This window comes from Mucilaginibacter sp. 22184 (assembly GCF_052045695.1).
In the GTDB taxonomy this organism is placed as follows: domain Bacteria; phylum Bacteroidota; class Bacteroidia; order Sphingobacteriales; family Sphingobacteriaceae; genus Mucilaginibacter.
In genome coordinates this window covers 256,424-281,670 of the sequence record NZ_JBQEPI010000009.1, presented here as the reverse complement: position 1 = coordinate 281,670, position 25,247 = coordinate 256,424, and the positions used below count along the sequence as shown (strand labels likewise).

The window sequence follows — 25,247 nt, the reverse complement described above, 5'->3', positions numbered from 1 at the left end:
TACCCCTTATGCCTGTATATAAAAATGTTTACCGCAAAAGCTTTTTGCTGATCATCATATTTTTGGTGCTCATATCGGTAACTTTTGTAGTGGCTCTTTTTGTATCTTATAACTTAACGGCAAAATATGTCGAAAACGAGTTTGGTTCAAAAAAAATTGAGGTATTGGAGCAAACCATAAAGCCATATAATGATTTTTTTCAGAATAAGATACCGGAGATCACCTCATACCAGGGTTTTTTAGATTCTGTCTCGGCGGCTAAGTACGCGGCATCTGTTTTTCATGATTATGCTTTTGTGCGAAGTATTGTTTTTTATGATGTACTGATAGGAACTAAAACCCCTATCACCATCCGTAGAAACAATCTGGATATATCAGTACGGTCGATATATCAATACTGGTATAAAAAAGGGAAGGTTTTTGGGGCTAAAAGGATCAGCCCTTCTGATGAGTCGGACTTTAAGGAGATGGCAGTTAAGCTTAATAATTATATCGCTTTTTCCGATACAAGCCGGGTATCCAGTCAGGATGAACTGTTTAAAACATTTTGGGATGTAAAACCCAATAAAATCAGTTACACCAATATATTACGGCGCGAGGATATCAAAATATACCGCGACTTACAGCAACGCAATACCGTTAAGGCATCGTACAAACAAAATATGATGAGCTTTCATCTCGATCCGTACCGGTTAAAAATAAAGAACACAAGACATGAACTGTATCAGAATGTATCCATACAGCCTGTTGTTTATGATCCTGTGGACAGCGAAGGAGATAAGCTGATAACCGAAGTTTCGTTCCCGGGCTCGTTTTCCGATTATAAGCTGTATTTCAGTTCAGAGCGAGGTTACCTGGCCAATGAAATTAACCGGCGATTTATGCCCATAGGCGCAGTGGTGCTGTTGATATCGCTTTTTCTGGTACTTATCGGCTGGCTTATTTACCGCAACCTTAATGTCAACATCAAGCTGTTTAAGTTACAGTATGACTTTATCAATAACTTCACCCATGAATTTAAGACACCGGTAAGCGTTATAAAAATAGCGGGCTCCAACCTGCGTGGCGACGGAGAGCTTACCGAAAGACAGCGTAAGCATTATGGCAAAATACTGGATGAAGAGGCGGATAAGCTCAATGATTTGATGAATAAACTCTTGTCATTTACCCAACTGGAGAATAAATCCATCACGCTCAAAAAGGAAGAAATAGTTGTAGAGGATTTTGTAGGCCGATACACCGAGACCTTTAAAATAAAATATCCCGACTTTAAATTGAGTTGTAAAATAAACGGAGTACAAACCTTTTATACCGACCCTGTTTTGTTGGGCAGTGTGTTTCAAAACCTTATCGAAAATGCTTATAAGTACTCCCATCCGCAAAAAAAAGAACTGAACATCAATATTATGCATAAAAAGGGTGATATTGTATTTTCATTTGTTGACCGGGGGATAGGTATACCTAAAGAAGAGCTGAATAACATATTTAAAAAATTTTACAGGATAGAGAATCAGTATAACCAAAACGGAAGCGTTGGCCTGGGTTTGGCATTTTGTAAAGAACTGGTTAATTTTATGGATGGCGATATCATCGTTCACAGTAAAGTTAATGAGGGTTCGGAATTTATAGTTACGCTTCCATATGAAAATTAAAATATGAACAAAGAAATTAAAATCGCGCTGGTTGAAGATGATGAAAACCTGCGTTTCCTGGTAGCAGAGCGTTTGCAATCAGAAGGATATAAAGTATTGGAAGCTGATAATGGCGACGATGCCGAAAATATTATTCTGGACGAGCAACCGGATATCGTGTTGTTGGATTGGATGCTGCCCGGTAAACCCGGATCGCAAGTGTGTAGCAATATCAGGGAAAAGGGATATGATAAGCTGATTATCATGATGACGGCCAAAGCCCAGGATGTGGACAAAATAGAGGCGTATAATTTTGGTGTATCCGATTATATTACCAAGCCATTTAATATGGATGTGCTGGTAGCTATGATCGACAATAAGATCAAATTCTCCCTTAACAGCGAAAAAACAGAATCATACCGTTTTGCCAATATGGAGCATTTGCCCAATACGCACCTCCTGATCAGAGATAACCGCAAAATTGAACTAACCATACTGGAGAACCGGATATTACTTTACTTTCTGAAAAATAAAAACAAGGTAATCAATCGCGAAGAACTGATGATGGAAGTTTGGGGTTATAATGCCGATGTAAATACACGCACCCTGGACATGCACATTGTACGCTTACGTAAAAAGATCGAAACCAATGCCGATTCGCCGCAATACCTGCAAACCGTAAGAGGAATAGGCTACAAGTTTGTATATAATCAATAGTACCCCCAACCTCCTAAAGGGGGGCTTATGTGCTAATTAGTGGGTTTACATGTAAACCATGTTATTTAGTTCTTCGGAGTTTCTTTACAAGGATCTTGGGAACTTTACGCCTTTGGGTAATTCTGTGCGGCCTAGAATGCTAAGTGCTAATAAAAGATAACTCGTTGTCCCCCCTTTAGGGGATTACGAGATTTCTTCTATACACGCTGGCCACTATAAAATTATTAAAAAAAGTCTTTTCATCTACCATGGTATAGTTATCAGTGGTAAAACAACTTTTTATCTCTGGTAATTTACTTGCCTCAATGCCGCAGATCAGCCGGAAAAAAACAAACATGCTTTTCAATAAAAACCGCTGCCACCACCTGCCGGTAAGTTGAAAATCGGCATTAAGCCAAAGACCCTGTGGCTTTAGCAAGGCATGGATATGGGTAAATACGATACGTAAAGTTTGCTCGGTGAAATTGTCGAACAGAAAAGGGGTTATCACCGCATCAAAACCGGGTGCTAAGTTTACCTGTTCAATTGCATTTTGAACATAAATTACTGTATTACCGCCAATGTCTCTTTTTTTTGATAAAGCCATCATCGCTGGTGCTACCTCCACATAAGTGATATATAGGCCGGATGAGTGTATTTTTGTAAGTTCTTCCAATATCCATCCGGTACCGCCACCCACAATAAGTACCCGGGAGCCCGGCTCAATAAAACTAAGCAGATATAGCTGGGCGCTCACCAGGGCATTACCATATACCAGGCGCGAAAGGCGGTCATAGAACCAGGCTGAATTGTTGAAGCTAGCCGCCATAATTATTTAATGGCCAAAAGCAAAATGGAATGCCATCAATATCACATATTGTAATATGAGCACCCCATCCATATAAAAGAAATAGTAGTACTCATTCTTTTCCCAGGCCGATTTGAATATGAGCCAACCTGTTAATATTACAGTGAAGGTTAGCGCCCAAAAATCGGTACTAAAACCATTATTCCTGAAAAGGAATAGCAAAACAACATAACCAGCTAGCAGAACCTGGCAAAATATATAGGCCTTTTTTTCGCCCAAGGCAACGGGAATGGTTTTAAGACCCTGTTGGCGGTCGTCAAACAGATCGCGGATATCAAAGGGGATAGTAAGCGCGCCGATAAACAAAAAGCGTTTGGCTATTAGTATGGTAATATTGTGCATGGAGATATCATTGGTATGCAGGTGTAATATCTCCAGTACGGGGAATAATACACAGCTTAATGTCCATACCAGGGTGATTAGGAATGGTTTTAAACCGGGTATATTGCGTAACCCAAACTTATGATCGCCAATAGTGAAAAGCGGCAGGCCATAGCTAAAAGACAGCCCCCCCAAAAAAATAAGCAGGATTTTTGATTCTGTAGTGATTAAGAAAAACAGAGGGATTAGGGACAGCAGGGATACAATGGTAAAGGTTACCATAAGCCGGTAATGCCCAAAAAACCAGCGTACGCGTTTATAGGATGAAGTTTCCGGGTGCTTGGGGCGTGTAATAAGGATACAAAAATTGTAAATGCCCAGGGTTGATGTAAACAGCAGTCCTAAAACCGGAAACATTGGTTTTTCGCCGATGAGTTGGAAAGTGAGCAAAGCCTGGGCGACAGCGCAAAGCGACATGAAAATATTACTGAACAGCAGAAAATCAAAAACAGGTTGAAATATTTTTTTCATTTGTTATGAATGTCCGCCTGCATTTTGATCTGTTATGATCGGTATCCCGAAGGGTCCTGGCCGGCTTTTAATGTAAATATCGTAATCTCCGGTAATATTCCAACTCTACCGGCTAATCCAACAAAACCGTATCCTACGTTTACATATAGCTGTTGTTTGCCTTCCTGGTACAGGCCTGCCCATTCTTTATAAATATATTCTATGGGGCTCCACTGCAAGTGTTCGGTACGAACGCCAAACTGCATACCGTGGGTATGGCCCGAAAACATGGCATCTATTTGTGGGTACTGCGGCAGCACTTCTCCGCGCCAATGCGAGGGATCATGAGACAATAATAGTTTTACCGGTAAATCATCGGTATTTTTAGTGGCCAGATCCATGCGGCCATATTTGGGAAAAATACTCAGTTCGCCCCAGTTCTCAACTCCTAAAATGCCTATTTCTTCGCCATTTACTTTTAAACGGCGGTGCTCATTAAGCAACAGGTCCCAACCCATACTTTTATGAGTGGCTATCAGATACTCATGATCTTTCTTTTTATCAGCGAGGGAAGGCCATTTTCCATAATCACCATAATCATGGTTGCCGAGCGAACTATACACGCCGAGCGGTGCTTTTACTTTAGCGAAAATATCCCGGTAATGGATCATTTCGTTGGCCTGCCCGTTTACCAGGTCGCCCGTGAAAAATATCAGATCGGCTTTTTCTTTAAGCAGCATTTCCACACCACCCAATACCGCTTTTTTATTGTAAAAGCTGCCCGAGTGTATATCTGATATTTGACCCAACTTGATGCCGTCAAAAGCCTTAGGCAAATTGGGCAGGTACATGGTTTGATATTTTACATGATAATCATACAATCCTTTAGGCATACTGATCCTGATAGCCGCCAGCGGAATGGAACCAGCTAATAAACCGGCCTTCATCAGGAATTCTGAACGGGGGATGGCATGTTCCTTTGGTGGTATGCTGATGTCTTCAGGTTTTCTTTTTAGTCGATCCCGTCTCAAAATCAGCATTCGTCGCAGATCATCGATCATCAAGAAGGGTAAAAAAGATATTTTACCTAAGAAGATCAGGAAAAATATCATCAATGTCGCGGCGCGTGCGCCCATACCCAACTTGATGTAAACAGAAAATAATAAACCGGCTATTAGTAAAACAGAAACTAACCAGTAAAAAAAAGTAAAGTCGCCCGAGTGAGGCAACTTCCATTTTTTAAAGGCGCCGCGTATGCCGTGCAATACATACAGATCAATAAGCAGCAGTATAGCAATGATGAGTATTATGTTGAGTGCCTGTTCCCTCATTTTATCTTTAGTATCAAGTAGTTAGTATCAAGTATCAGGATTTTTGACTGGTTTATGAAAAACTGAAGCTGTCGTGCTACTTGATACTAGCTACTTGATACTTAACTTTTGTTCAAATTAGTAACGATCGTCATCTAAATCCAGATCATCTTCGTCATCAGGCTGCAAATTAAACAAACTGTTGAACATATCTGAGAATGCAAAGCCATTATCCAGGAAACCTTTATTCAATTGTGAAAATTCCGACAGGCCATGCAATACAAACTCCATCAATAGTAACTGTTGATTTTCAGCAAGGCGCGGATGTGTCTTTTTAACCAGATCTTTTAAGCCTGCCACCTCATTAAGGGCTTTTTTGTAATCCTGCAGCGGCATATCATCAACCAGCGCCAGGTTATTGCCTTCGCCAAACCAGTTGATGATGCTGGCGTAAGGGTTTACACCTTTTGCTTTTTTAGCCTTTTCCGGATCAGGGAAAAACTCCAGTAAAGATGATTTGATGGCCTTACCGATAAGGATGTTGGCCACTTTACCGGGGCCTTCCAGCTCACCCTCGTATACCAGTTCTATTTTGCCGGTAATGGCTGGGATAACACCTAAAAAGTCGGTAATACGTACAAAAGTGCTGGTTTCGTTATTGATGATCATGCGGCGTTCGGCATTGCTGATCAGGTTTTCAAATGCCGAGATGGTTAAACGTGCCGATACGCCCGATTTTTTATCGATATATTCGGAATTACGGGCTTCAAAAGCGATTTGCTCTACCAGGTTTTTTACCAGGCTATCTGCCTCAATGCCGGTTTTCTGCTCATCAGTAAGTGATGCTTCCTGCTGGGTGATCTTACGTGAAATTTCAACCGTGCGGGGATAATGCGTTAATATCTGGCTTTCGATCCGGTCTTTTAAAGGCGTAACAATGGAGCCACGATTGGTATAATCCTCGGGGTTGGCGGTAAATACAAACTGGATATCCAGGGGCAAACGTAGTTTAAAACCACGGATCTGGATGTCTCTTTCCTGCAGGATATTAAATAATGATACCTGGATACGTGCCTGTAAGTCGGGAAGCTCGTTGATCACAAAGATGCCGCGGTGTGCTCGGGGGATCAATCCGAAGTGGATAACCCGCTCGTCAGAATAAGTTAATTTTAGGGTAGCTGCCTTGATAGGGTCAACATCACCAATCAGATCGGCAACGGTAACATCGGGGGTAGCCAGCTTTTCGGTATAACGTTCCGAACGATGGATCCAGCCGATGGGGGTAGCATCGCCCAATTGAGTGATGGCGTTATGCCCATACCAAGAGATCGGATTATACGGATCATCAAACAGGTCGGAACCCTCAATGTAAGGGATGTATTCATCTAAAAGGTTCACCAGCAAACGTGCTATGCGGGTTTTAGCCTGACCGCGTAAACCCAGTAGTAGTATATTGTGCCTGGATAGGATGGCAGTTTGCAGATCGGGTATAACAGTATCTTCAAAGCCAACAATACCTTCAAAACCACCCTCGCGTTTTTTTAATTGGGTTATGAGGTTGGCACGCAATTCATCTTTTACCGATCGGCTTTTATAATCAGTTTTTTTTAACTCACCGAGGGTTTTTATGTCTGTTTTGTTCATTCGTTCAATTGTTCATTAGTTCATTAGGGGTTGGTACATCCGCCCATTAACGAACCGTTTTTCTTCTGTTCTTAATATAGTCTTCAAAAATGTATTCACCCAGACCTGTTAATGAGCTGTAAAAAGCTTTGCCGCCGTTGGTTTCCGTAAATTTACGAACAAACTGCTGCAGGTACGGATCCTTAGCTATCATAAAAGTGGTGATGGGTATTTTTAAACGCTTGCATTGGGCTGCCATATTTAGTGTTTTATTTACCACTTTTCTGTCCAGGCCGATGCTGTTTTTATAGTACCGGGTACCTTCCTTTAAACAAGTAGGTTTACCATCGGTGATCATAAATATTTGTTTGTTATGCGTTTTGCGCCTGCGGAGCAGATCTGTCGCGAGTTCAAGTCCGGCGTAAGTGTTGGTATGATAAGGGCCAACCTGTAAATAGGGTAGATCCTGCAGGGTAATGGGCCAGGCATCGTTACCAAAAACAACAATATCCAGGGTATCTTTAGGGTATTTGGTGCGAATCAGTTCGGCCAAAGCCATAGCCACTTTTTTGGCCGGGGTTATTCTGTCTTCTCCGTACAGGATCATGGAGTGTGATATATCGATCATCAGCACCGTAGAAGTAAGGGTTTTATAATCCATTTCCTCTACTTCCAGATCGCGCTCGGTCATCATAAAATCGCCGATGCCGTGATTAACCTGTGCGTTGTGGATAGATTGGGTCATATCTATCTGATCCAAACTATCACCAAATTCAAATTCGCGGCGTTCGGCATTTTTCTCATCACCCTGACCCGATTGAGGGCTGCGGTGATTGCCTTTGCCCGATTTTTTGAGCTTGCCGAAGATTTCCTCCAGCGCCGATTGCCGGATGCTTTGTTCTGTTTTGGCGGTGATGTTGAAACCGCCGTTCTGACGATCCTCATCCAGGTAGCCTTTTTGTTTCAGTTCGTCGATAAAATCACCCATGCCATAGTCATCATTGGTGAGATTATATTGTTTATCTAATTCATTAAGCCAGGCCAAAGCTTCGCCTGCATCGCCCGAAGTATAGTTGAGCAATTCCAGGAATAATTTTAATAATTCGTCAAATCCGCCTTTAGGGATCTGGTTTGGCTTAAATTTGGAAAATCCAAAACCGCGCATATCGTGTCCTTTCTTACATAAAGAAACGGATAATTATTCTTAAAAGTTTGGATTGCCGTATACTAAAGCAAATTGTTAGGTAAGTATGACAATCTGTTAGATGTGCGGATGTGCAGATTACAGATGTGCTGATGAGCGGGCCTTTCTCCGCGTGTCATTATGAAATGATTCTTCGTTTCTCAGGATGACAATACTTAAAAGATGCTTAGAGTTTAGAATTTAGTTTTTAGAGTTTTAACGACTTTACAAATACGCCAGGCTGTTCAGTAATTCTGATGGGTAAACCGGATTAGCACCACGCTGACTGGCCACAAAGGCACCTACGGAACATGCTTTATCAACAATGGTTTGCATAGGGTGTTTAGCGAGTATACCAGCTACAAAAGTGGCCAGGAAGGCATCGCCGGCTCCTACCGAGTCGCTTACCTTTACGGGGCATCCGGGGCTTTCATAAAACTCGTGATCATGCCATACAATCGCTCCACGTTCACCACGGGTTACGCAAATGGTTTGGTTATGATATTTAGAGCGAAACTCAATGATCTGATCACGTAGTGAATCGCTACTGCCGCCTATCAAAAGGGTTGCTTCTTCTTCGTTCATTTTTACGATGTGGGCGCGGGCCGCAAGTGTTTCTATGGTAGACATCGTATAATGCGGCGGGCGGAGGTTTACATCAAAAATTTTTAGCGCAGGTGTCTCATCGAGCAGGTTAAGCAGTGTTTCGCGGGTAGCGGTTTTGCGACAGGCAAGGCTACCATATACAATGGCTGAGGCTTTTTTGCCAGCTTCCGTTAATTCGGCAGTGGTTTGGATATTATCCCAGGATACAGGCTCTGGTATAACGTATGTAGCCTGGTTGTTTTCATCTAATTGCACAGTTACCTCACAGGTAGGTAAATCATCTTCGCGCTGAATAAGAGGAGAATTAAGACCGCTTTTTTGTAAAAAATTTACCAGGCCATCGCCGCTGTTATCCATTCCTACAGAACTTGCAAAGGCAACATTAACCCCTTGCTGTACCAGGTGCCTTGCCACATTCATGGGGGCACCACCAGCTTTTTTACCATCGCCAAAAGCATCCCACAAAACTTCGCCGAAGCTTAATACCTGATTTTCCATAAAGTTGATGTAAAGTTTGGTGTAGTATATTTCAAATATAACAGGATTTATTGATTTGAGGGATTAAACAGCTTGTCTGAACCATGATTTACCCGATTTAAGGATTCGTAGGATTTTATCGTGGTAATCCTTTAATCCCACTAATCAAGGTTCAGACAAAAAATCAGACGAAACCATTATCTTTAATTTATGAAAAAATACATTTTATCCTGCCTCCTGATCCTTGTTGCTTACCTTTCTTACGCGCAAGACAGGCAAGCTATATTAAAAGTAATGCACAATCAGGAATTGGCCTGGAACCGGGGAGATATTGATGGCTTTATGCAGGGATACTGGAAATCAGATTCATTGCTGTTTGTTGGCCAAAAAGGGCCGGTTTATGGCTGGAAAAGTACTATTGAGCGTTATAAAAAGACCTATCCTGATAAGGCAACCATGGGGCAGCTTACTTTTACTATACTACAAGTAAAAGTGCTGGATGGTACCAATGCTTTTTTATTTGGTGGCTGGAAATTGAAGCGTGATAAAGATGAGCCCGGCGGTTATTATACCCTATGGTTCAAAAAAATAAAAGGTGAGTGGAAGATTGTCTGTGATCATACCTCGTAGAGGTTGAGACGTAAACAAAAATAGCGATGATTTCAATCATCGCTATTGCATATTTTAAAAGGTACAATGTAATACGTATAACTTACAACCTTAAAAAGGTTTTCCGGCTGCCAATTCACGGTTGGCCCATTTTATGGCCAGTTCTTCGCGGAATTTGGCATATTTCTCTTTGAAGGCCATTTTCAATACGCTGTCGACTCCGCCTTTAATGGCCAGGTTATACAGGCTGGCTGCTTTACGACTAATAGAGGCATCCCAGGCCCGCAGGCTCAGGGAGTATGATCCGTCGATATATTTCATCCAGTGCCAGTAGCCGGTAGGCATAAACAGGGTATCGCCATGTTCTAAAAATACTTCAATACCTTCTACACCATCGAGGGCCGGGAATTTTTTGACATCGGGGTTTAATACATCATAATCCTCCAAAGCATAGGTAGCGTTTGGTATGCAGTATAAACGGCGTTTCCACTTGTTTTCGAACAGGATCACATGCTTGCGGCCGCCAAAGTGCGTATGGAAAATGTGTGGCAAATCAATATCGTAATGTAAAAACGTAACAGAATTGGAGCCGCCGAAAAACATGGCAGGCATGCTTTCTAAAAAGCCACCCATCAGGTCTTTTGGTAAAACAATATCATCCAAAAGTTGCGGAGCTTGTTTAAAAATGTTGAAGAAAAATATCCTCAGCTCGGTGGGCTGGCTTCGGATCATATCTATATACTCATCAAAAGGCATTTCGGTTGCCGAAGAGTTGATGGGTTTTGAAGGATCGGCTTTTGAATTATCATATAGCGGCACCACCTTTTTGCCTACTACCTGCTTTAAATATTCCGGGGTCCATTTTTCGCGGGCGGGCCAGCTTTTGGTCAAGCCTTTTATAACCAACGGGCGGCGAGGATCTAAATAGTTCTTCTTAAAATCTTCAGGAGAAATATTTTCAACAGTATCAATAGGGTGGAGGATAAAACTCATATTGTATTTGCTTTCCGGCTGTTTTATTTAAATTTAATTTAACTTAAATACCGAAAAGCAAACAAAATAACGAAATAAAACCCCAAAAGGTATAAGCTTTTATGTTAAAAAGTGTAATAGATATTAAGGTTTGCCAGCTATTAATGCATTTTCAGCACGCTTGATAGCCAGTTTTTCTTTCCAATCCATATAATCTTTCTTAAACTGGGCCTTCATCATATTATCAAACTTGCGTTGTATGGTTAAATTATACAAGCTTTTTGCTTTAATAGCCCATGATTTATCCCAGGCACGTAATGATATGGAGAATGATCCGTCCAGGTATTTCATCCAGTGCCAATAGCCTGTAGGCATAAATAGGGTATCGCCATGCTCCAAAACAGCTACCTGCCCCTCAATACCATCCAGAGCAGGAAATTTTTCAAAGTCGGGATTTTCTATATCATAATCCTCAAGCGCATAAGTAGCAAAGGGGATACAATACAGGCGCTCGCTCCATTTATAATCAAACAGGATCACTTTTTTGCGCCCGTTAAAATGGGTATGAAAGATATGTGCGAGGTCGATGTCATAATGTAAAAACGTAACAGAGCCTGCGCCGCCAAAAAACATGTTGGGATATTTATCCAGGAAACCACCCATCAGATCAGTAGGTGAACGGTAATCATCAAGCAGGTTTGGCGCGTGTTTTATAGGATCGAATAAAAATATACGAAGATCAGTAGGCTGTTTTTGTATAAGATTGATATAATCAGCAAACTTCATTTCACTTGCCGATGCATTGATGGCTTTTGAAGGATCGGCCTTTGAACTATCATACAGTGGCACGGTTTGGTCGCCAACGGTTTCTTTTAAATAATCAAAGGTCCATTTTTGCAAAGCGGGCCAGCTTTGTGTGGCTTTACGAATAATAAGCGGTTTACGCGGATTTAAGTAATTGTTAACAAAATCGGCTCTGCTTATATTATCAACGGTATCTATGGGTGTTAGGTGTAAACTCATATTCACAATTAATTAACATGCAAAATTAATTAATTGGAAAAAACACCCAATTGTTTAACCGTTTTTTTAATTTTTTTTGACAAAAGGAAAGCCCGGTAATACCGGGCTTTCCTTTTGAATTTGCAGTAACAGTAGACGCTTTGCAGGTTTTTTACGGATTTGCAAACTGCAAACTACTTAATTAGGCATTAAAACGGTATTTATAACGTGTATTACGCCATTGCTTTGATTAACGTCGTCAATAGTGATCCATGATTTGCCACCTTTTTCGTCAACAAGATATATCTTTTTGCCTTGAGCCATAACGGTTAAAGTTCCGCCGCTTACTGTACTCAGCTCTGTTTTACCATTCCCATCTTTTACTTTTGCCAAAAGATCAGCCGCACTTAATTTACCGGCAATTACGTGATAGGTTAAAATTTTTATTAAAGAAGCTTTATTGGCTGGCTTAACCAGGTTGTCGACGGTGCCGGCTGGTAATTTATTAAATGCTTCGTTAGTTGGCGCAAATACAGTGAAAGGGCCTGCAGATGATAGCGTTGGTACTAAACCGGCAGCTTTAACTGCTGCCACTAATGTGGTATGATCTTTTGAGTTTACCGCATTTTGAATAATGTTTTTTGTTGGGTACATGGCCGCTCCACCTACCATTTTTGTTTGTGCGTTGGCTTTAGGCGATATGGCAAAAGCTGCTAATGCTAACGCCGCTATGATCAGTCTTTTCATGATGTTATTAGTTTAAAAATTGTTTTAAATGACACTCAAAGGTGCTTGTTTGTTTTGTTTTTCAATGTAACAAAACTATCACGAGCTCTTGATAATTTTATTACATTGATAATAGGCGCTATTTGTAAGAAGATACGGGAAGCATTCAATAACGGTTTTGTTGACCCTGTAAATTTTTACAACTTACTGATTTAAATACTATAAATTAATTAAAAAAACAGGCCAGCCGCTATGTTATCGGCATAAAGTTTACCTGTTGCAGTAAGATATAAAATATTATCCTGTTGCCTTAGCCATTCCGTATCAAAATAGGGGCGGGCAGCAATTAATAGTTGGGTTGCCGATGCTTTGGCTATGCTATTTAATTTATCCAGATCGAGCCCCCACATGGTGCGGATGGAGGTCATGATATATTCGTTCAAGCGGTTCTCTTCGGTAAGTGTTTCTGTTTCGGCAGGTAACTTACCACTTTCAATACCTTGAACATATTTGGCATTATTGGCAATATTCCATTGACGGGCTTCAGTATTATAAGAATGAGCCGATGGACCTATTCCCAGATATTTTACCCCCTGCCAATAGTTGGAATTATGCCTGGAATAATGCCCGGGTTTGCAAAAGTTCGATATCTCATAATGATCAAAGCCATGATCGGTCATGGCATCCATCAATACCGTGAATTGTGCGGCGCTTTGCTGATCATTCATAGGCTGCTGCTTTTTTCTACTGATAAAAGCAGCAAGCGCAGTTTGTGGCTCAACCGTCATGGAGTAGGAAGATACATGAGGGATGGATAGCTCAAATATTTTATCCAGGTTTTGTTTCCATTTGGTATCGGTTAATAGCGGGTAGCCGTAGATCAAGTCGGCAGTGATATTTTCAAAGCCAGCATCCTGCACTCTTTTTACAGACGCTTCAGCATGCCTGCTGCGATGGGCCCGGTTCATCCAAAGTAGGTCCTCATCAAAAAACGATTGGATTCCGATGCTAAAGCGGTTTACATCGGTTTGGCGCAATGCTTTTACTTTGGCATCATCCAAATCATCGGGATTAGCCTCCAGAGTTATCTCGGCAACGGACGATACCGTGTGCAGTTCTGTAATGGTATTGATGAGCAGGTTGATTTCATCAGCCTCCAATAAAGATGGGGTACCTCCTCCAAAATAAATGGTTTCTACAGTTTCATTATCCAGATAGTTTTTTTGGAGCTTGATTTCCTTTACCAGCGCTTGTAGCAGATCATCTTTGTATTTAAGTGAGGTGCTGAAATGGAAATCACAGTAATGACATGCCTGTTTGCAAAAAGGAATATGTATGTAGATGCCGGCCATTTGGCAAAGGTAAACACTTTGTACTAAAACCCCGGGGCGAATAAGTTTGCCCTGATTGTATTTAGGATTTAAATAACTCTCAGATTGTTTTTAAACTTGGTTTTAATACCGGCCGTTTCAACATCCAAAGGGTAATTAATATAACCAGGAGCTCAATAACCGCGCTACCCCAGAAAATACTGTTAACACCAAAAAATACCGGAAGTATCAATGTAGCCGGAAGATAAAAAAATAACTGCCTGAACATAGCCAGCTGACTCGCCTTTTTGGCCTGGTTAATAGCCGGGAAATAAGCTAGAGCCATTACAATAACTGGTAAAAATGGCAATACCGATAAATAAATGCGCAGATTTAAAATGTGCACTGCTGACAGAACCACATGCGGAACCATCCATGCCCATAATGCATTGGGAAAAAACAGCGCAACGATCCAAAATGGCAAAATGATCACAATACCTGCGGTGATGGCGATGAGCAGCGACTTTTTTGCCCTTAGCATATTGCCGGCTCCATAGTTTATGCCGGCCACAGGTTGCAGGCCCCGCATCAGGCCAAATAATGGTGTGAGCAATAGTAAATAAAAGCGATTCACAATGGTGTAAAAAAGCAGATCCTGCTGGGTGCCATACCTGGAAATGGCTTGCAATATAAGCATACTTTGTACTACTGACATGATAGAAAACAGCATTTCGGGAAAGCCCAGTGTTATTATTTTTTTGGCTACAGCTTTAGTCGGTTTTAATGAATACCATTCATCCCGGAAGAGGCTTTTATTGCGGGCAAAGTAAATGAGTCCCATGGCCGAGTAGATGAACATGGCCGTATTGGTTGCCCAGGCAGCCCCGGCTACGCCCCCGTGGAGAACAAGAATAAAAATAGGTTTTAATATAATGTCGATCAGGAGCCCGATACCTATCATACAGGCGGCTGTTTTCATCTTTCCTTCGCCCCGGATAAGCATATTGACAGAAAACCCATGGATCCAGAATACCGAACCTATGAGCGTTACCCTAAAATAACTGGCTGCTATGACAACCAGTTCGCCTTTAGCGCCCATGAGTGCAAGCAAGGCTTCGGCAAAGACATAAGCAGGGATAGCAAAGATGGCGGCGCAAACAATAGCTAATACGTTGAGGTTGCCGAACAATTGTTTAAGCTTTGCCGAATCATTAGCACCCAGCCAGATACTGAGTGCTGCCGAAGCCCCGGTACCAATCAGTCGGCCAAAGCCCATTACAATTTGCGACAGGGGATAGGCCAGGCCTACAGCAGCTAAGGCTTGCGGGCCAACCAAACGGCCAACCAGTAAGGCATCCAGAAAGTTGTTCAACCCATATAGCACAATAGCAGCTACGGCGGGCCAGGAGGTTTGCCACATGACCTTGCGCAGGTTCATGGTAAGTATAAAATCTTTACGGTTATCCATATAGATTTTGGGATTAATAAGACAGATGTAATGCGTCTCTACATTTATTTTTTGTAGAGGCACAACATGTGTCTTCTGAATTATATACTAAACTGCTGAAAAGCGATCCGCTGCTCAACCTTATAAATTTCCCGGCCGGTAACCTGGTTAATGATGCAGGAATTGCGGTAGGCGCCCATGCCCAAGTCGGGTGTTACAAAGCCGTGGGTATGCAATTCTGCATTTTGTACAAAGATCTCATCGTTATTGATATCAATACTGTAATTGCGTTTTACATCAAAAAGACCATCCTCATTAACGGCAATGCGCTGTTGAATGCTATTGATGAACGCCGGGGTATTGTACTTATATCCTGTTGCCAGTATCACGTAATCGGCCTGGTGCGTAAAAGCTTGCTGTTGCTGTACATGGGTAAATTGCAGTTCATTTGAACCATCGGAATTTACTTTGATATTATCCAGCTGCGAATTGGGACGTAATTGAACATTTAAATGGGCACCATCAACACTCATTTCATAAAGCGTATCAAATATCTGGTTAATTAGATCGAAGTTGATGCCTTTGTACAGTGGTGGCTGTTTGGCCAATACGGCTTTACGTTTTTCTACAGGCATGTTATGAAAGTAATCCACATACTCGGGCGAGGTAAGCTCCAGCGTCAGTTTAGCATACTCCATCGGGAAAAATCGATCCGGGCGACTAAACCAGCTGAGCTGCAAGCCATCTTCAGTATGAGGCAGTAGGTCCTGGAAAACCTCGGCCGCGCTTTGTCCTGATCCAATTACCGCTACCGACCTGCCTTTCAATACATCGACTTTTTTATATAGATAATTAGAAGTATGCAATATGTTTGGCGCTTCTATATCCTTCATGAAATCCGGAAAACGAGGCTCTGTACCAGTGCCCAACACAATTTTTTCGGCATAGTAAACCTCGGGTTGATTGGTTAAACTATTAATAACCTTAATTTTATAATGCTTTGCAGCCTCTAGGTATTCCACAGCCTCAACCGACCTGGAGAACAAGCAGCTGGATAATTGCGCAGCGACCCATTTGCAATAAACATTATATTCCTTACGCAGGATAAAAAAGTTTTCGCGGATAAAAAATTTGTAAAGCCGGTTGGTTTCTTTTAAAAAATTAAGGAAGCTGTATCTGCTGGTTGGGTCGGCCATGGTCACCAGGTCGGCCATAAATGGCACCTGTAAAGTAGCGTTACTGAGCATTAAACCCGGATGCCAATCAAAAGCCGGCGAACGATCCAAAAACAGGGTAGTGAGTTCGTCTATCGGCTCCGTCAAAGCGGCAAGCCCCAAATTGAAAGGGCCTATGCCAATACCGATGAGATTATATATTTTTTTCGTTTTCAATTTTTTTAGATTAAAGATTAGGGGACTGTGGGATTTTTGGACTATTTAACCATGAGACGTTCGAATTCACATATTAACTCTCATAACCCCATAATCCAAAAGTCCAAGAATCTCATAGTCCCAACGTCCTATTGTCCTGCAATCCAGATTTCTTTTGTCCCGGGATTTTTTTCCCAATACCATTCGCGATATAAAAAGGTAAGATTGGCGCTTTTATGCGGCATATCTATCACCCTTTGCTGCTGGTAACCAATTCTGTTGGCCAGCGCACGCATCGCTCTGGATTCTACCGCCGCCTCGCCTATGCATTTTCCAACCTCGGGCTGGGCAAACAAATAGTCTAAGGCTACCTGAAGCGACTGATAAGCAAACTTTTTCTCCTTTTCTGCTGGGGCCACCAGTAAGTGGGTGCCGTAATCTGTAGGCAGGCATTCGTAATAGGCACCCACCAGGTCGCGGGCCGGCCAGTAGGGTTCAAAAGTAAAGTTGGGTACACCATTTACTTCACCAATAAAACTATGGGTAGCGTCGCCGGGGATAATTGTTCTGTAAAACAATTCCAGTCCGCGTATCGGGCCATCCATTTTCCAAATGGGTTTGGCTTGTTCCTGATTAAACCATTCGTGCACCATTTCCAGGTCGCGGTCAATATCAAAGGGGCGGATGCTCAGGGTTACATCCTCCTTAGGGAAATAACGGGAGTAAACAATATCTTTTCGTTCCGGTTTGATCAAGTTTTTGCAGAAGAAAAATTTGTTGAGCGGGTTTGGATGATCTACATAAACTGCCGGATATTCCAAGGAAACATTAGCCTCGTTCATATTATGCAGACTGGTAAGCAAGTTGCCTTTCACACTCCAGTCGCGGCTGTTGATAATATAGTTCACCAGTCCGGTTTCGTCTATCGCTTCCAGGCTTTTCAGCTCTTTATAAACAATATCCAGCAGGCGTTTTTCATCGGCGAGGCCGTTCACCCCAAACGCGTTTACTACCCCCAACAGGTTATTCATCATGAGGTAATAGGTGTATTTAGGGGCGATATAATCCTCGTCGATGATTGATTTACTTTCATCAGCAATGCCCGGGATAGCCGCTAAAATATCATCAGCTTTACCGGTGCGGAAGAAAAATCCCTGGTTATCCCTGAAATAAAGCTTTGCCGGGAACAGGTTCTTGTCCAACTCCACCATCACATTCTGTTGATGAAACTCGCAAGCCAGTCCATATTTATTTAAAATGGAAACCATGGGCCTGATACAGATATGCAGGTATTGTTTAAACCAGTCTTCGGCCACGCGGGTAACCAGTTTGTTTGATTTTTGGGCGGCGGTTTTAATGATATTGATGAGCCTTGACGGTTCGCCCAGGATGCTATCCTGACAAAGCGCGGCTATTAAGGTTACATTTTTATGCTGTGCCTCGTTCTTAAAAGGATTGCGACGGATGCTGATATTAAAACCGTTGATCACCTCTCCGTTATTATCGGTAACGGCGATAAAGGCCGGGTCGACAATAAAATCAATTTCAGGGAAATCTTTCTGCAGATTTTGCCCCCATGGAGTTTTTAACAGGCGCGAAATATCATAACCTCGGTGCAATTCGGGATACAGGTTGATACGCTCGGAGTTGGTGATCTTAACATGCAGGGAGAATTTAAACATCCAGTCACACTCTTCGTTATAAACGGTACGTACCGAAGACGTTGGTGTAAACTCAGCTCCCCAATCACCCAGACTAAACAGTTTGCCATCCTGCTGTAAAGCCAAAACATCATCCTGTTGTAGTAAATAATTCGCTTCCCATGGATGCATAGGTACTACGATAAATGTGGGGTGAGTATTTAATAATTCCATCACCCTGGCATCGTTGGCAGCAAGAGGTAATAGTTCATTTTTTAACTGAACTGATGGTAAAATATCGTCTGCGGTTTTTTGAATAACATGACTGGCATCTATCAAAAAATAATGCAGCTGGAAACGTCCCGCAGTTTCGGGCGAATACTTAAACAGGTCATCATTATTAAAACCCTGTTTCGATTTGGGTAATGGGTGTACACTATGACCTAAAATAAGCGATTGCTCAGCCCGGATAAAACCCATCTCTATGTCATTGGCATTCAAATCGTGTTTGATGAAATTTTCGAGATATTTTTCCAGGTTTTCAATGCTGTTCGACAAGCGATCCCGGGTAATATCTGCGGCTATTTCCGGATATTGTTCTTGCGCATACTGAACTATTATGCCTATCATATCAACAGGGCTCAATTCGGTGATCTCATCTGTTAACAGATCGCGTTTTACGATCGGGAAATGGAATATATGCCTGCCGCTTTCCGAATAATAATCCAGGGGTGCATATACCTCTGAACCGATAGATGAAAAATCAATACGGATATGAAAATCATACCCGGTCGACCGGAAATGAGAGGCTAATGCCTCGTCATATTTAGGTACGCCCAGGTAACGGCTCCAATTGCTAAACTCACGCAGATAACTGTTGAGCATTGCGGTGTAATTTACCTGTTCAGCCTCTTCTCTAAGGTTAATTAAACTTAATGAATTCGTTTCCATGTTTTTTGATGTTTAATAGAATGTTTTTAATATGAGCGGTAGTAGTAAGCGGATTGAGCAGCGTGAATTTGAGATAGAATTCGCCATGAACCTTGGTGCCAGCTACCAACGCGTCGCCATATTTTAAGAGCTGGGCTTTTATGTATTGGTTCATTTGGATGAGGTTGGCCGTGTGCAAAACCGAAGGGTTATACCGGAAAACCAATGCCGATAGGTCTGAGTAATTCAGCAGGTCAAAATCACTGTCGGTGCTGATGATATGCGCCACATTTTCGGCTGTTTCAATGATCTTTTCTATGTAGCCACCCAATTTCTCCTTACCCATAATACGAAGGGTGAACCACAACTTAAGGGCATCAAAGCGGCGGGTGGTTTGGATGGATTTATTTACCTGGTTCGGAATTTCGTCTGAGTGCTGATCTTTCGGATTCAGGTAATCGGCATAATGTGTTATCAGTCCCAGGTACCGTTTGTGGTTTACCAAGAACGCGCTGCTGCTAACCGGTTGAAAAAAGGCCTTGTGATAATCGGCAGTAACGGAATTAGCCATTTCTATGCCGTTTAGCAAATACCGATGCTTGTTGCTGAGTAATAAACCGCAGCCATAAGCCGCATCAACATGATACCACAATTTGTATTTGGCTGCTATGTTACCTATAGCTTCCAGCGGATCAAGGTTGCCAAAATCGGTGGTGCCTGCAGTAGCTACAACAGCTATGGGGATATTGCCTTGTTTGAGCTCCCGCTGTATGGCATCTTCCAACAAAACGGTATTCATCCGGAAGGTACGATCGGCTTTAACCTTCACTACGGCCTTTTCGCCAAGGCCCAGTATTGCGGCATTTTTCTGGATGCTGAAATGCCCTGCCTCAGAAACAAAAATCCGGAAGCGGGATGCTTCGGGTGGCAATCCGTTTTGTTTGATATTGTGCTTCAGGTATTCTACCGAATAATGATCACGGGCCAATAGTAAACCCATCATGTTGCTTTGCGAACCGCCACTGGTAAACACGCCATCGGCATGCTGATCAAAACCAATTTCGTTGCAGGTCCACTCAATCATTTTTTGCTCTATCAGCGTTCCCCCTGCGCTTTGATCCCAGGTATCCAGCGAGGAGTTGATAGCGCTGATCAATACTTCGGCAGCTATAGCCGGTATCACTACGGGGCAATTTAAATGTGCCACATATTTAGGGTGATGGAAGGTAACCGCGTGTTTGGTGTACAAGGACTCAACCTCGCTCATCAGGCTTTCATAATCGGGCAGGGGAGTACTGAGGTCTACAGATTCAAACTGTGGACGTAACTGTGCCGCTGTTACACCGCTGAACGGCTTTTTATTATCGTGCAAAAAATTAACTACCGATTGGCTGGCCAGGCTCATGGCCTTCAGATATTCCTGGGACGAGCCTTCGTAAAATATATCTTCAAAAGACGTACCGGTGCTTAAGGCCTCTAATAGAGCCTCATCCTGATGGGGGGTGTTGGATGGTGTTATCATAGGTATCGATGTTTTTTAATTTAGTATCAAGTATTAAGATCTCTGAAACGATATGCCGTTTTAAGAAAGTCGTGATACTTGATACTAGCTACTTAATACTGTTTATATATTAATAACTGATGGTATAGGTTAAAGAAAATGTTCTGCCGCGACCGTAGTACTGGTACAGTTTGGCCGGGGCGCCGTAAAATAGAACGGAGCGTTGTCCCCAGAAGGTCAGATACTGCTTGTCCCAAAGGTTTTGGATGCCGGCAGATAAAGTGCCTAATGGTAATTTTACGTTACCTACAAGGTCAAATGTGGTAAAGCCTTTAAGCTCCAGATTTTGATAATCTTTCAGATCGAGTGAACGCACGGCTTGTAACCTCACCGAGAAATCCTGACTTTGCCAGCCTGCGAAGCTCACAAATTTGGATGGATTGGTGGTTATGATAGAATTGCGCTGATATCCTTTATCTGTCTTGATATCCGAAATAATAAACTGACCGGAAACGCCAACTATTAAGCCTTTTGGTTGCTGGCTGTAGCTTAGTTCGCCCTCAAAACCATAATTGCGCACTTTTTGATCGGTAACAGATATGGTGAAATTGCTGGTATTGATGAGGATAGCTTTATCTGATACGGAATAAAAACCTGCTATTTGGCCTTTAAAACCGCTTTCGTCACTTAGCCTGCCGCCAAGTTCATATTGGTTGGTTTTAATGCCACTTAGTGGGGCATCTTTTACGTTGATGCTATTAACCAGTTTCCAGTTATCGGCATCGCGTACATAAGAGCCGGTACCGTAATATTTGGTGGGATCTGGTACCGAAAAACCTTGTGAGTAGTTTGCCCATAGTTGAGCCTTGTTACTGAATTTATAGATCAAACTACCGTTAAATAAGGTTACATTATAGTCGTTTTTACCCCCGGGGATTTTATCTGCCGAGGTACCCACCCCGTAGTTCACAGATACCTGCTGCTGAAAGCGTACAAAATCATCAACAGTTACATTCATATGCTGCTGGCGTATCCCTCCGGAAAGGGTAAGGTTATCCACAATTTCCCAGCTGGCTTGGGCAAAGCCCGATATGCCCAATATGCGGTTTCCTGGATAACGCTCTAAAGTGCTGGCCGTTTTATTGATCAATCCACCCGAGCTATAGCTTAAGTCGGTATCAAAGAAGGCCTGTTTACCTACAAATTTTTCGTGGTCAAGATCGGCGCCGTAGGTTACTTTTACTTTGTCCCACTGTTTGGCTAAAACCGCCTTAAAGCCGTATACATCGGTGTTTTGGCGCGATGCTGCCAGTGGTAAAGGTTTTACATTACCCGGCGCAACGGTAAGATCGCGCGATTGTACGATGCCTTCCGGAAATGAGGGGCTGAAATCTAATCTTTCAGACCGTACAAAGGCCTGGAACTGAAAGCTCTGACCACCTAATATGTTACCAATACGGTATTGGCCATTGATAAATATGCGTTTACTGCGTGGCACCACATCGGCATCAAAACCTTTGCGTACATTCAATAGTGATGGATCGGGAGCTACGTTATTATTGGCATTAGCCGGTAATGCGCCTGCCAGGTTGTTCCCTAAGAATAAGCCATGATCGCTGTTGTATTTAGAATTGTAATATTGCGCATCCAGACTGATGCTCTGGTTATGTTTCAGTTTAACGTCGATATTGCCAAACAGATCAATACTGCGGTTGTATTGCAGATCGCCTTGCTTGGTATCAATAATAATCTGGTGCCCGTCGCCATCATAAGCCGCTCCATTTTGTTGATAAGCAAAGCCTAAGCGGCCTTTTACAAAATTGTTACCACCCGCGATAGACTGCGCTACGCGTAAGTCATGATCGTCGCCATGGCCTAAGCCGCTGCGCCCGCCTACTTCGGTTTGGAAAGCCAGTTTCTCTGATGTTGATTTTTTGGTTACGATGTTGATGATACCACCGGTGGCATCGCCGCCATAAACGGAGCTTGCTCCGGATAGTACTTCGATCTTTTCGATATTGAATGGATCGATAGCATCAAACTGGCGGCTGGTGTTACGGGTGCTGTTGATAGATACCCCATCAATCATCACCAATATATTTCGACCGCGGATGTTTTGCGCGTAATTGGAGCGTCCCTGGTTACCAATGTCCAGGCCCGGGATTAGGATACCCAAAGCTTCTTTAAGCGGTACACCTGCTTTGATCTGAGACTGTAGCTTGGCGCTGTCAACAATCCAAACAGTTCCTGGTATTTCGCTGATATGCTGCGGCGAGCGGGAAGAAACTACTACTACCTCATTCAGATTATTATTTAAGTTGATAGAAGTTACCGGTTTGTTATCGGTTGTTTGAATAGTGATCACACTGCCTTGTACCTTTAATTTAAGGTTGGCGCCCATTAGATCATGTAATATTTTTTTGACGGGTTGATTGGTGGCATCTACGTTTACGATCTTTTGAGCATCGAGCCTGGTATTGCTGTAGGAGATACTTACAGCTGCTTTATCGCCAATGGCCAGCAAGGCATCGGCCAAAGTAATGTTACTTAATTTAATGGTTAGGGGTTTATCAAGTACATCCTGTTGGGCAAATAAATTAGCGGTGTTAAAAAGTGTTAAAGCAATAATAAATAATACTTTAGAAGCAACTTTTAAGTGTTTGTGAGCAAAGCTGGAAGAATATTTAGTTAAATTTTTGAGGTAAGTAGGTACCTGTTTCATATTTTCGTTTAAATGTTTAATTAATTAAGGATTAGTTGAGCAAATCCCGATGTTGTAGTTTGGCGATGAAGCATCGGGAATTTTTATTTCTATATTTTTCTACATGGGCATAGTGCTTGATTAATAAATGGTTACAATGTTTCCGGTTACTTGATAATGAAGGCCTACAGCAAATTCCAGGCTGTTCAATACACTTTTTATATCGGGATTGTTAAATCGTCCGGTATAACGCTCATTTCTTAATAAGCGATTATTAATAAGCACCCTTACATTATACCAGCGTTCCAGGGTGGATGCTATATCACTAAGTTTCTGATCTCTGAATTGCAGCTGATTAGTGCGCCAGCTATAATAGGCAGCGGCGTAAACATTTTGTTGTTTTAATGACTGATCGTTATCATACACGCCTTGCTGATTAGCAGTAAGTATTAAAGAGGTCTTTTTTGTTTTTGGAGAAAACATTACACGCCCTTCTTCAACTACTACATCGGTTTTATTTTCTTCGGGGTAGGCTCTCAGATTAAAATGAGTCCCCAAAACCCGCACAAGCACCTGTTTGCTATTGATGGAAAAAGGACGTTTTTTGTCTTTAGCTACGGTAAAAAAAGCTTCGCCTTCAAATTCTACAACTCTTGATGTGTCTGTAAATTTTTCGGGATACCGCAATTTGCTATCAGAGTTTAGCTGGATAACTGTTCCATCGGGTAGGGTACAAGTGGCTTTTTTACCTCTGGGGACTTTTACTTCATGATAACTTATGAGGTTACTATCTTTTTGTTGATGACTCCCTGAAGAATGATAAATATAAAAGGTAATGCCCAGCACCAAAATAGTACTTGCAGCTGCGCTGATCAGCCATGTCCAGTTTGTTTTGTGGGTTTTTTTCTCAAGGAATATCCGGCTGGATAATTCTATCCAGGTTTTATCCTCAACACCCTGTACATCAATAGGGGGCGATATGGTAAAATCGCTTTCTGTTATGTTTTGCAGCCATTGTTTAATTGCAAACTGCTCATCTGTAGTACATTTACCCTGATGATATCGTTCCAGTAATTCCTGTGTTATTTCTATTTTCATTTAATGAAATGCGGGCTACGTGCCGCATTCATTAACATAGCCGATTAATTCTTTATTTTTCCTAAGACTAATTCTAAATAATATATAAGTGGCAGATAGTCAGCAGGGAAAATTTTAGAGAGGAATAGGGTGAGCAAATATCCTGACTGCTTTTTTGATTTATTTAATCAACGGCTAAATTTTCCCGGAGAAAATTCAGGGCTTTATAGAGGTGGTATTCAACCGTTTTTTCGGATATAAGCAAGGTGGAAGCTATCGACTTTTTATCCAATCCTTGTTGCTGACTTAAACGATAAACTTCCTGCGATTTATAAGGTAGCCTGTTAATGAGGCCGTTAATGGTTTTGTACAGTTCGTTATAGTTTAGCGTGTCTTCCGTGTAAGTGCCTTCTGTTGCCTGGTTTTGAACAACATTTTGCAGGTGTTTTTGCCGGTTTGATGTGGTACGGCAATACTCAAACACTTCAAGCTTAGCCGATCTGAAAATGTATTGTTCTATAGAGGCATTTATCTGGAGCGTGTTTCTTCGTTTCCATAAAGATTCAAATATATCCTGAGAAAGCTCGGCAGCTATATCTTCATCCTTCAACGTGGCATAACAAATAGTAAAAACCTTTTTCCAATACGTCCGGTAAAGCTGCTGAAAGGATTGCTCGTTTAAGTGAAAAACTACTTGGGGGTATTGGTTATTGCCTGACACTGGACGCTAATTTTGG

20 protein-coding genes are annotated in these 25,247 nt (G+C 42.1%); 3 read left to right on the top strand and 17 right to left on the bottom strand.

What is annotated here, in order from left to right; genetic code table 11:
- Positions 1–8: 8 nt before the first annotated feature.
- Together ACTJKG_RS21000 and ACTJKG_RS20995 are read left to right on the top strand one after the other, a co-directional pair.
- Positions 9–1,652, top strand: coding sequence for a sensor histidine kinase (locus ACTJKG_RS21000; RefSeq protein ID WP_172335627.1), 1,644 nt, complete (start codon positions 9–11; stop codon positions 1,650–1,652).
- A gap of 3 nt (positions 1,653–1,655) precedes the next feature.
- Entirely contained in the window at positions 1,656–2,348 is a 693-nt protein-coding gene (locus ACTJKG_RS20995) for a response regulator transcription factor (protein WP_172335626.1), read from the top strand.
- 175 nt (positions 2,349–2,523) lie between these two features.
- Here ACTJKG_RS20995 and ACTJKG_RS20990 read toward each other — a convergent pair whose 3' ends face one another.
- The 6 genes from ACTJKG_RS20990 to ACTJKG_RS20965 form a co-directional block, all read right to left on the bottom strand.
- Positions 2,524–3,156, bottom strand: a complete 633-nt coding sequence (locus tag ACTJKG_RS20990) for a class I SAM-dependent methyltransferase (RefSeq protein WP_172335625.1) — start codon at positions 3,154–3,156, stop codon at positions 2,524–2,526.
- 6 nt (positions 3,157–3,162) lie between these two features.
- The gene (locus ACTJKG_RS20985) at positions 3,163–4,047 is read right to left on the bottom strand and encodes a hypothetical protein (RefSeq protein ID WP_253952232.1); all 885 of its coding nucleotides are present in this window, start codon (positions 4,045–4,047) and stop codon (positions 3,163–3,165) included.
- Between the two features lie 32 nt (positions 4,048–4,079).
- Positions 4,080–5,357 carry a metallophosphoesterase gene (locus ACTJKG_RS20980; RefSeq protein WP_440740338.1) on the bottom strand — a complete coding sequence of 426 codons (1,278 nt, stop codon included), beginning with the start codon at positions 5,355–5,357 and terminating at the stop codon, positions 4,080–4,082.
- 117 nt (positions 5,358–5,474) lie between these two features.
- On the bottom strand, positions 5,475–6,980 hold the full coding sequence (locus tag ACTJKG_RS20975) for a sigma 54-interacting transcriptional regulator (protein WP_440740337.1): 1,506 nt from the start codon (positions 6,978–6,980) through the stop codon (positions 5,475–5,477).
- Between the two features lie 46 nt (positions 6,981–7,026).
- Positions 7,027–8,124 carry a vWA domain-containing protein gene (locus tag ACTJKG_RS20970; RefSeq protein ID WP_166091302.1) on the bottom strand — a complete coding sequence of 366 codons (1,098 nt, stop codon included), beginning with the start codon at positions 8,122–8,124 and terminating at the stop codon, positions 7,027–7,029.
- A 243-nt stretch (positions 8,125–8,367) separates the two neighbouring features.
- On the bottom strand, positions 8,368–9,246 hold the full coding sequence (locus ACTJKG_RS20965) for a carbohydrate kinase family protein (protein WP_440740336.1): 879 nt from the start codon (positions 9,244–9,246) through the stop codon (positions 8,368–8,370).
- Between the two features lie 189 nt (positions 9,247–9,435).
- Between ACTJKG_RS20965 and ACTJKG_RS20960 the strand changes: the two genes are divergently transcribed.
- On the top strand, positions 9,436–9,855 hold the full coding sequence (locus tag ACTJKG_RS20960) for a YybH family protein (RefSeq protein WP_172335621.1): 420 nt from the start codon (positions 9,436–9,438) through the stop codon (positions 9,853–9,855).
- Between the two features lie 90 nt (positions 9,856–9,945).
- Here the strand turns inward: ACTJKG_RS20960 and ACTJKG_RS20955 are convergent, their stop codons facing one another.
- From ACTJKG_RS20955 to ACTJKG_RS20905, 11 genes are all read right to left on the bottom strand, one after another.
- Positions 9,946–10,827, bottom strand: a complete 882-nt coding sequence (locus ACTJKG_RS20955; RefSeq protein WP_172335620.1) for a cupin-like domain-containing protein — start codon at positions 10,825–10,827, stop codon at positions 9,946–9,948.
- A 123-nt stretch (positions 10,828–10,950) separates the two neighbouring features.
- The gene (locus ACTJKG_RS20950) at positions 10,951–11,829 is read right to left on the bottom strand and encodes a cupin-like domain-containing protein (RefSeq protein ID WP_440740335.1); all 879 of its coding nucleotides are present in this window, start codon (positions 11,827–11,829) and stop codon (positions 10,951–10,953) included.
- Between the two features lie 177 nt (positions 11,830–12,006).
- Entirely contained in the window at positions 12,007–12,555 is a 549-nt protein-coding gene (locus tag ACTJKG_RS20945) for a fasciclin domain-containing protein (protein ID WP_440740334.1), read from the bottom strand.
- Positions 12,556–12,764: 209 nt separating this feature from the next.
- Positions 12,765–13,886 (bottom strand): radical SAM family heme chaperone HemW, encoded by a 1,122-nt coding sequence (gene hemW / locus ACTJKG_RS20940; RefSeq protein WP_440740333.1) that lies wholly within the window; start codon positions 13,884–13,886, stop codon positions 12,765–12,767.
- 79 nt (positions 13,887–13,965) lie between these two features.
- The gene (locus ACTJKG_RS20935) at positions 13,966–15,312 is read right to left on the bottom strand and encodes an MATE family efflux transporter (RefSeq protein WP_440740332.1); all 1,347 of its coding nucleotides are present in this window, start codon (positions 15,310–15,312) and stop codon (positions 13,966–13,968) included.
- Between the two features lie 80 nt (positions 15,313–15,392).
- A complete protein-coding gene (locus tag ACTJKG_RS20930) occupies positions 15,393–16,682 on the bottom strand; it encodes a lysine N(6)-hydroxylase/L-ornithine N(5)-oxygenase family protein (protein WP_440740331.1) in 1,290 nt (429 codons plus the stop codon).
- Positions 16,683–16,810: 128 nt separating this feature from the next.
- On the bottom strand, positions 16,811–19,252 hold the full coding sequence (locus ACTJKG_RS20925; protein ID WP_440740330.1) for a GNAT family N-acetyltransferase: 2,442 nt from the start codon (positions 19,250–19,252) through the stop codon (positions 16,811–16,813).
- A complete protein-coding gene (locus tag ACTJKG_RS20920; RefSeq protein ID WP_440740329.1) occupies positions 19,224–20,753 on the bottom strand; it encodes a pyridoxal phosphate-dependent decarboxylase family protein in 1,530 nt (509 codons plus the stop codon). The genes ACTJKG_RS20925 and ACTJKG_RS20920 overlap by 29 nt, the downstream gene beginning before the upstream one ends.
- A 109-nt stretch (positions 20,754–20,862) precedes the next feature.
- Positions 20,863–23,454, bottom strand: a complete 2,592-nt coding sequence (locus ACTJKG_RS20915; protein ID WP_440740328.1) for a TonB-dependent receptor — start codon at positions 23,452–23,454, stop codon at positions 20,863–20,865.
- A gap of 120 nt (positions 23,455–23,574) precedes the next feature.
- Complete coding sequence (locus tag ACTJKG_RS20910; protein WP_172335611.1) at positions 23,575–24,531, bottom strand: FecR family protein; 957 nt, start codon at positions 24,529–24,531, stop codon at positions 23,575–23,577.
- 163 nt (positions 24,532–24,694) lie between these two features.
- Positions 24,695–25,231, bottom strand: coding sequence for an RNA polymerase sigma-70 factor (locus ACTJKG_RS20905; RefSeq protein WP_172335610.1), 537 nt, complete (start codon positions 25,229–25,231; stop codon positions 24,695–24,697).
- Between the last annotated feature and the right edge of the window lie 16 nt (positions 25,232–25,247).

What these genes read in the sequence shown, in the direction of transcription:
- ACTJKG_RS20920 (WP_440740329.1), bottom strand. Translation starts at nt 20,753, where the DNA reads ATGATAACACCATCCAACACCCCCCATCAGGATGAGGCTCTATTAGAG.
- ACTJKG_RS20970 (WP_166091302.1), bottom strand. Translation starts at nt 8,124, where the DNA reads ATGCGCGGTTTTGGATTTTCCAAATTTAAGCCAAACCAGATCCCTAAA.
- ACTJKG_RS20985 (WP_253952232.1), bottom strand. Translation starts at nt 4,047, where the DNA reads ATGAAAAAAATATTTCAACCTGTTTTTGATTTTCTGCTGTTCAGTAAT.
- ACTJKG_RS21000 (WP_172335627.1), top strand. Translation starts at nt 9, where the DNA reads ATGCCTGTATATAAAAATGTTTACCGCAAAAGCTTTTTGCTGATCATC.
- ACTJKG_RS20965 (WP_440740336.1), bottom strand. Translation starts at nt 9,246, where the DNA reads ATGGAAAATCAGGTATTAAGCTTCGGCGAAGTTTTGTGGGATGCTTTT.
- hemW (WP_440740333.1), bottom strand. Translation starts at nt 13,886, where the DNA reads ATGGCCGGCATCTACATACATATTCCTTTTTGCAAACAGGCATGTCAT.
- ACTJKG_RS20955 (WP_172335620.1), bottom strand. Translation starts at nt 10,827, where the DNA reads ATGAGTTTTATCCTCCACCCTATTGATACTGTTGAAAATATTTCTCCT.
- ACTJKG_RS20945 (WP_440740334.1), bottom strand. Translation starts at nt 12,555, where the DNA reads ATGAAAAGACTGATCATAGCGGCGTTAGCATTAGCAGCTTTTGCCATA.
- ACTJKG_RS20935 (WP_440740332.1), bottom strand. Translation starts at nt 15,312, where the DNA reads ATGGATAACCGTAAAGATTTTATACTTACCATGAACCTGCGCAAGGTC.
- ACTJKG_RS20995 (WP_172335626.1), top strand. Translation starts at nt 1,656, where the DNA reads ATGAACAAAGAAATTAAAATCGCGCTGGTTGAAGATGATGAAAACCTG.
- ACTJKG_RS20980 (WP_440740338.1), bottom strand. Translation starts at nt 5,357, where the DNA reads ATGAGGGAACAGGCACTCAACATAATACTCATCATTGCTATACTGCTG.
- ACTJKG_RS20915 (WP_440740328.1), bottom strand. Translation starts at nt 23,454, where the DNA reads ATGAAACAGGTACCTACTTACCTCAAAAATTTAACTAAATATTCTTCC.
- ACTJKG_RS20910 (WP_172335611.1), bottom strand. Translation starts at nt 24,531, where the DNA reads ATGAAAATAGAAATAACACAGGAATTACTGGAACGATATCATCAGGGT.
- ACTJKG_RS20950 (WP_440740335.1), bottom strand. Translation starts at nt 11,829, where the DNA reads ATGAGTTTACACCTAACACCCATAGATACCGTTGATAATATAAGCAGA.
- ACTJKG_RS20960 (WP_172335621.1), top strand. Translation starts at nt 9,436, where the DNA reads ATGAAAAAATACATTTTATCCTGCCTCCTGATCCTTGTTGCTTACCTT.
- ACTJKG_RS20975 (WP_440740337.1), bottom strand. Translation starts at nt 6,980, where the DNA reads ATGAACAAAACAGACATAAAAACCCTCGGTGAGTTAAAAAAAACTGAT.
- ACTJKG_RS20990 (WP_172335625.1), bottom strand. Translation starts at nt 3,156, where the DNA reads ATGGCGGCTAGCTTCAACAATTCAGCCTGGTTCTATGACCGCCTTTCG.
- ACTJKG_RS20925 (WP_440740330.1), bottom strand. Translation starts at nt 19,252, where the DNA reads ATGGAAACGAATTCATTAAGTTTAATTAACCTTAGAGAAGAGGCTGAA.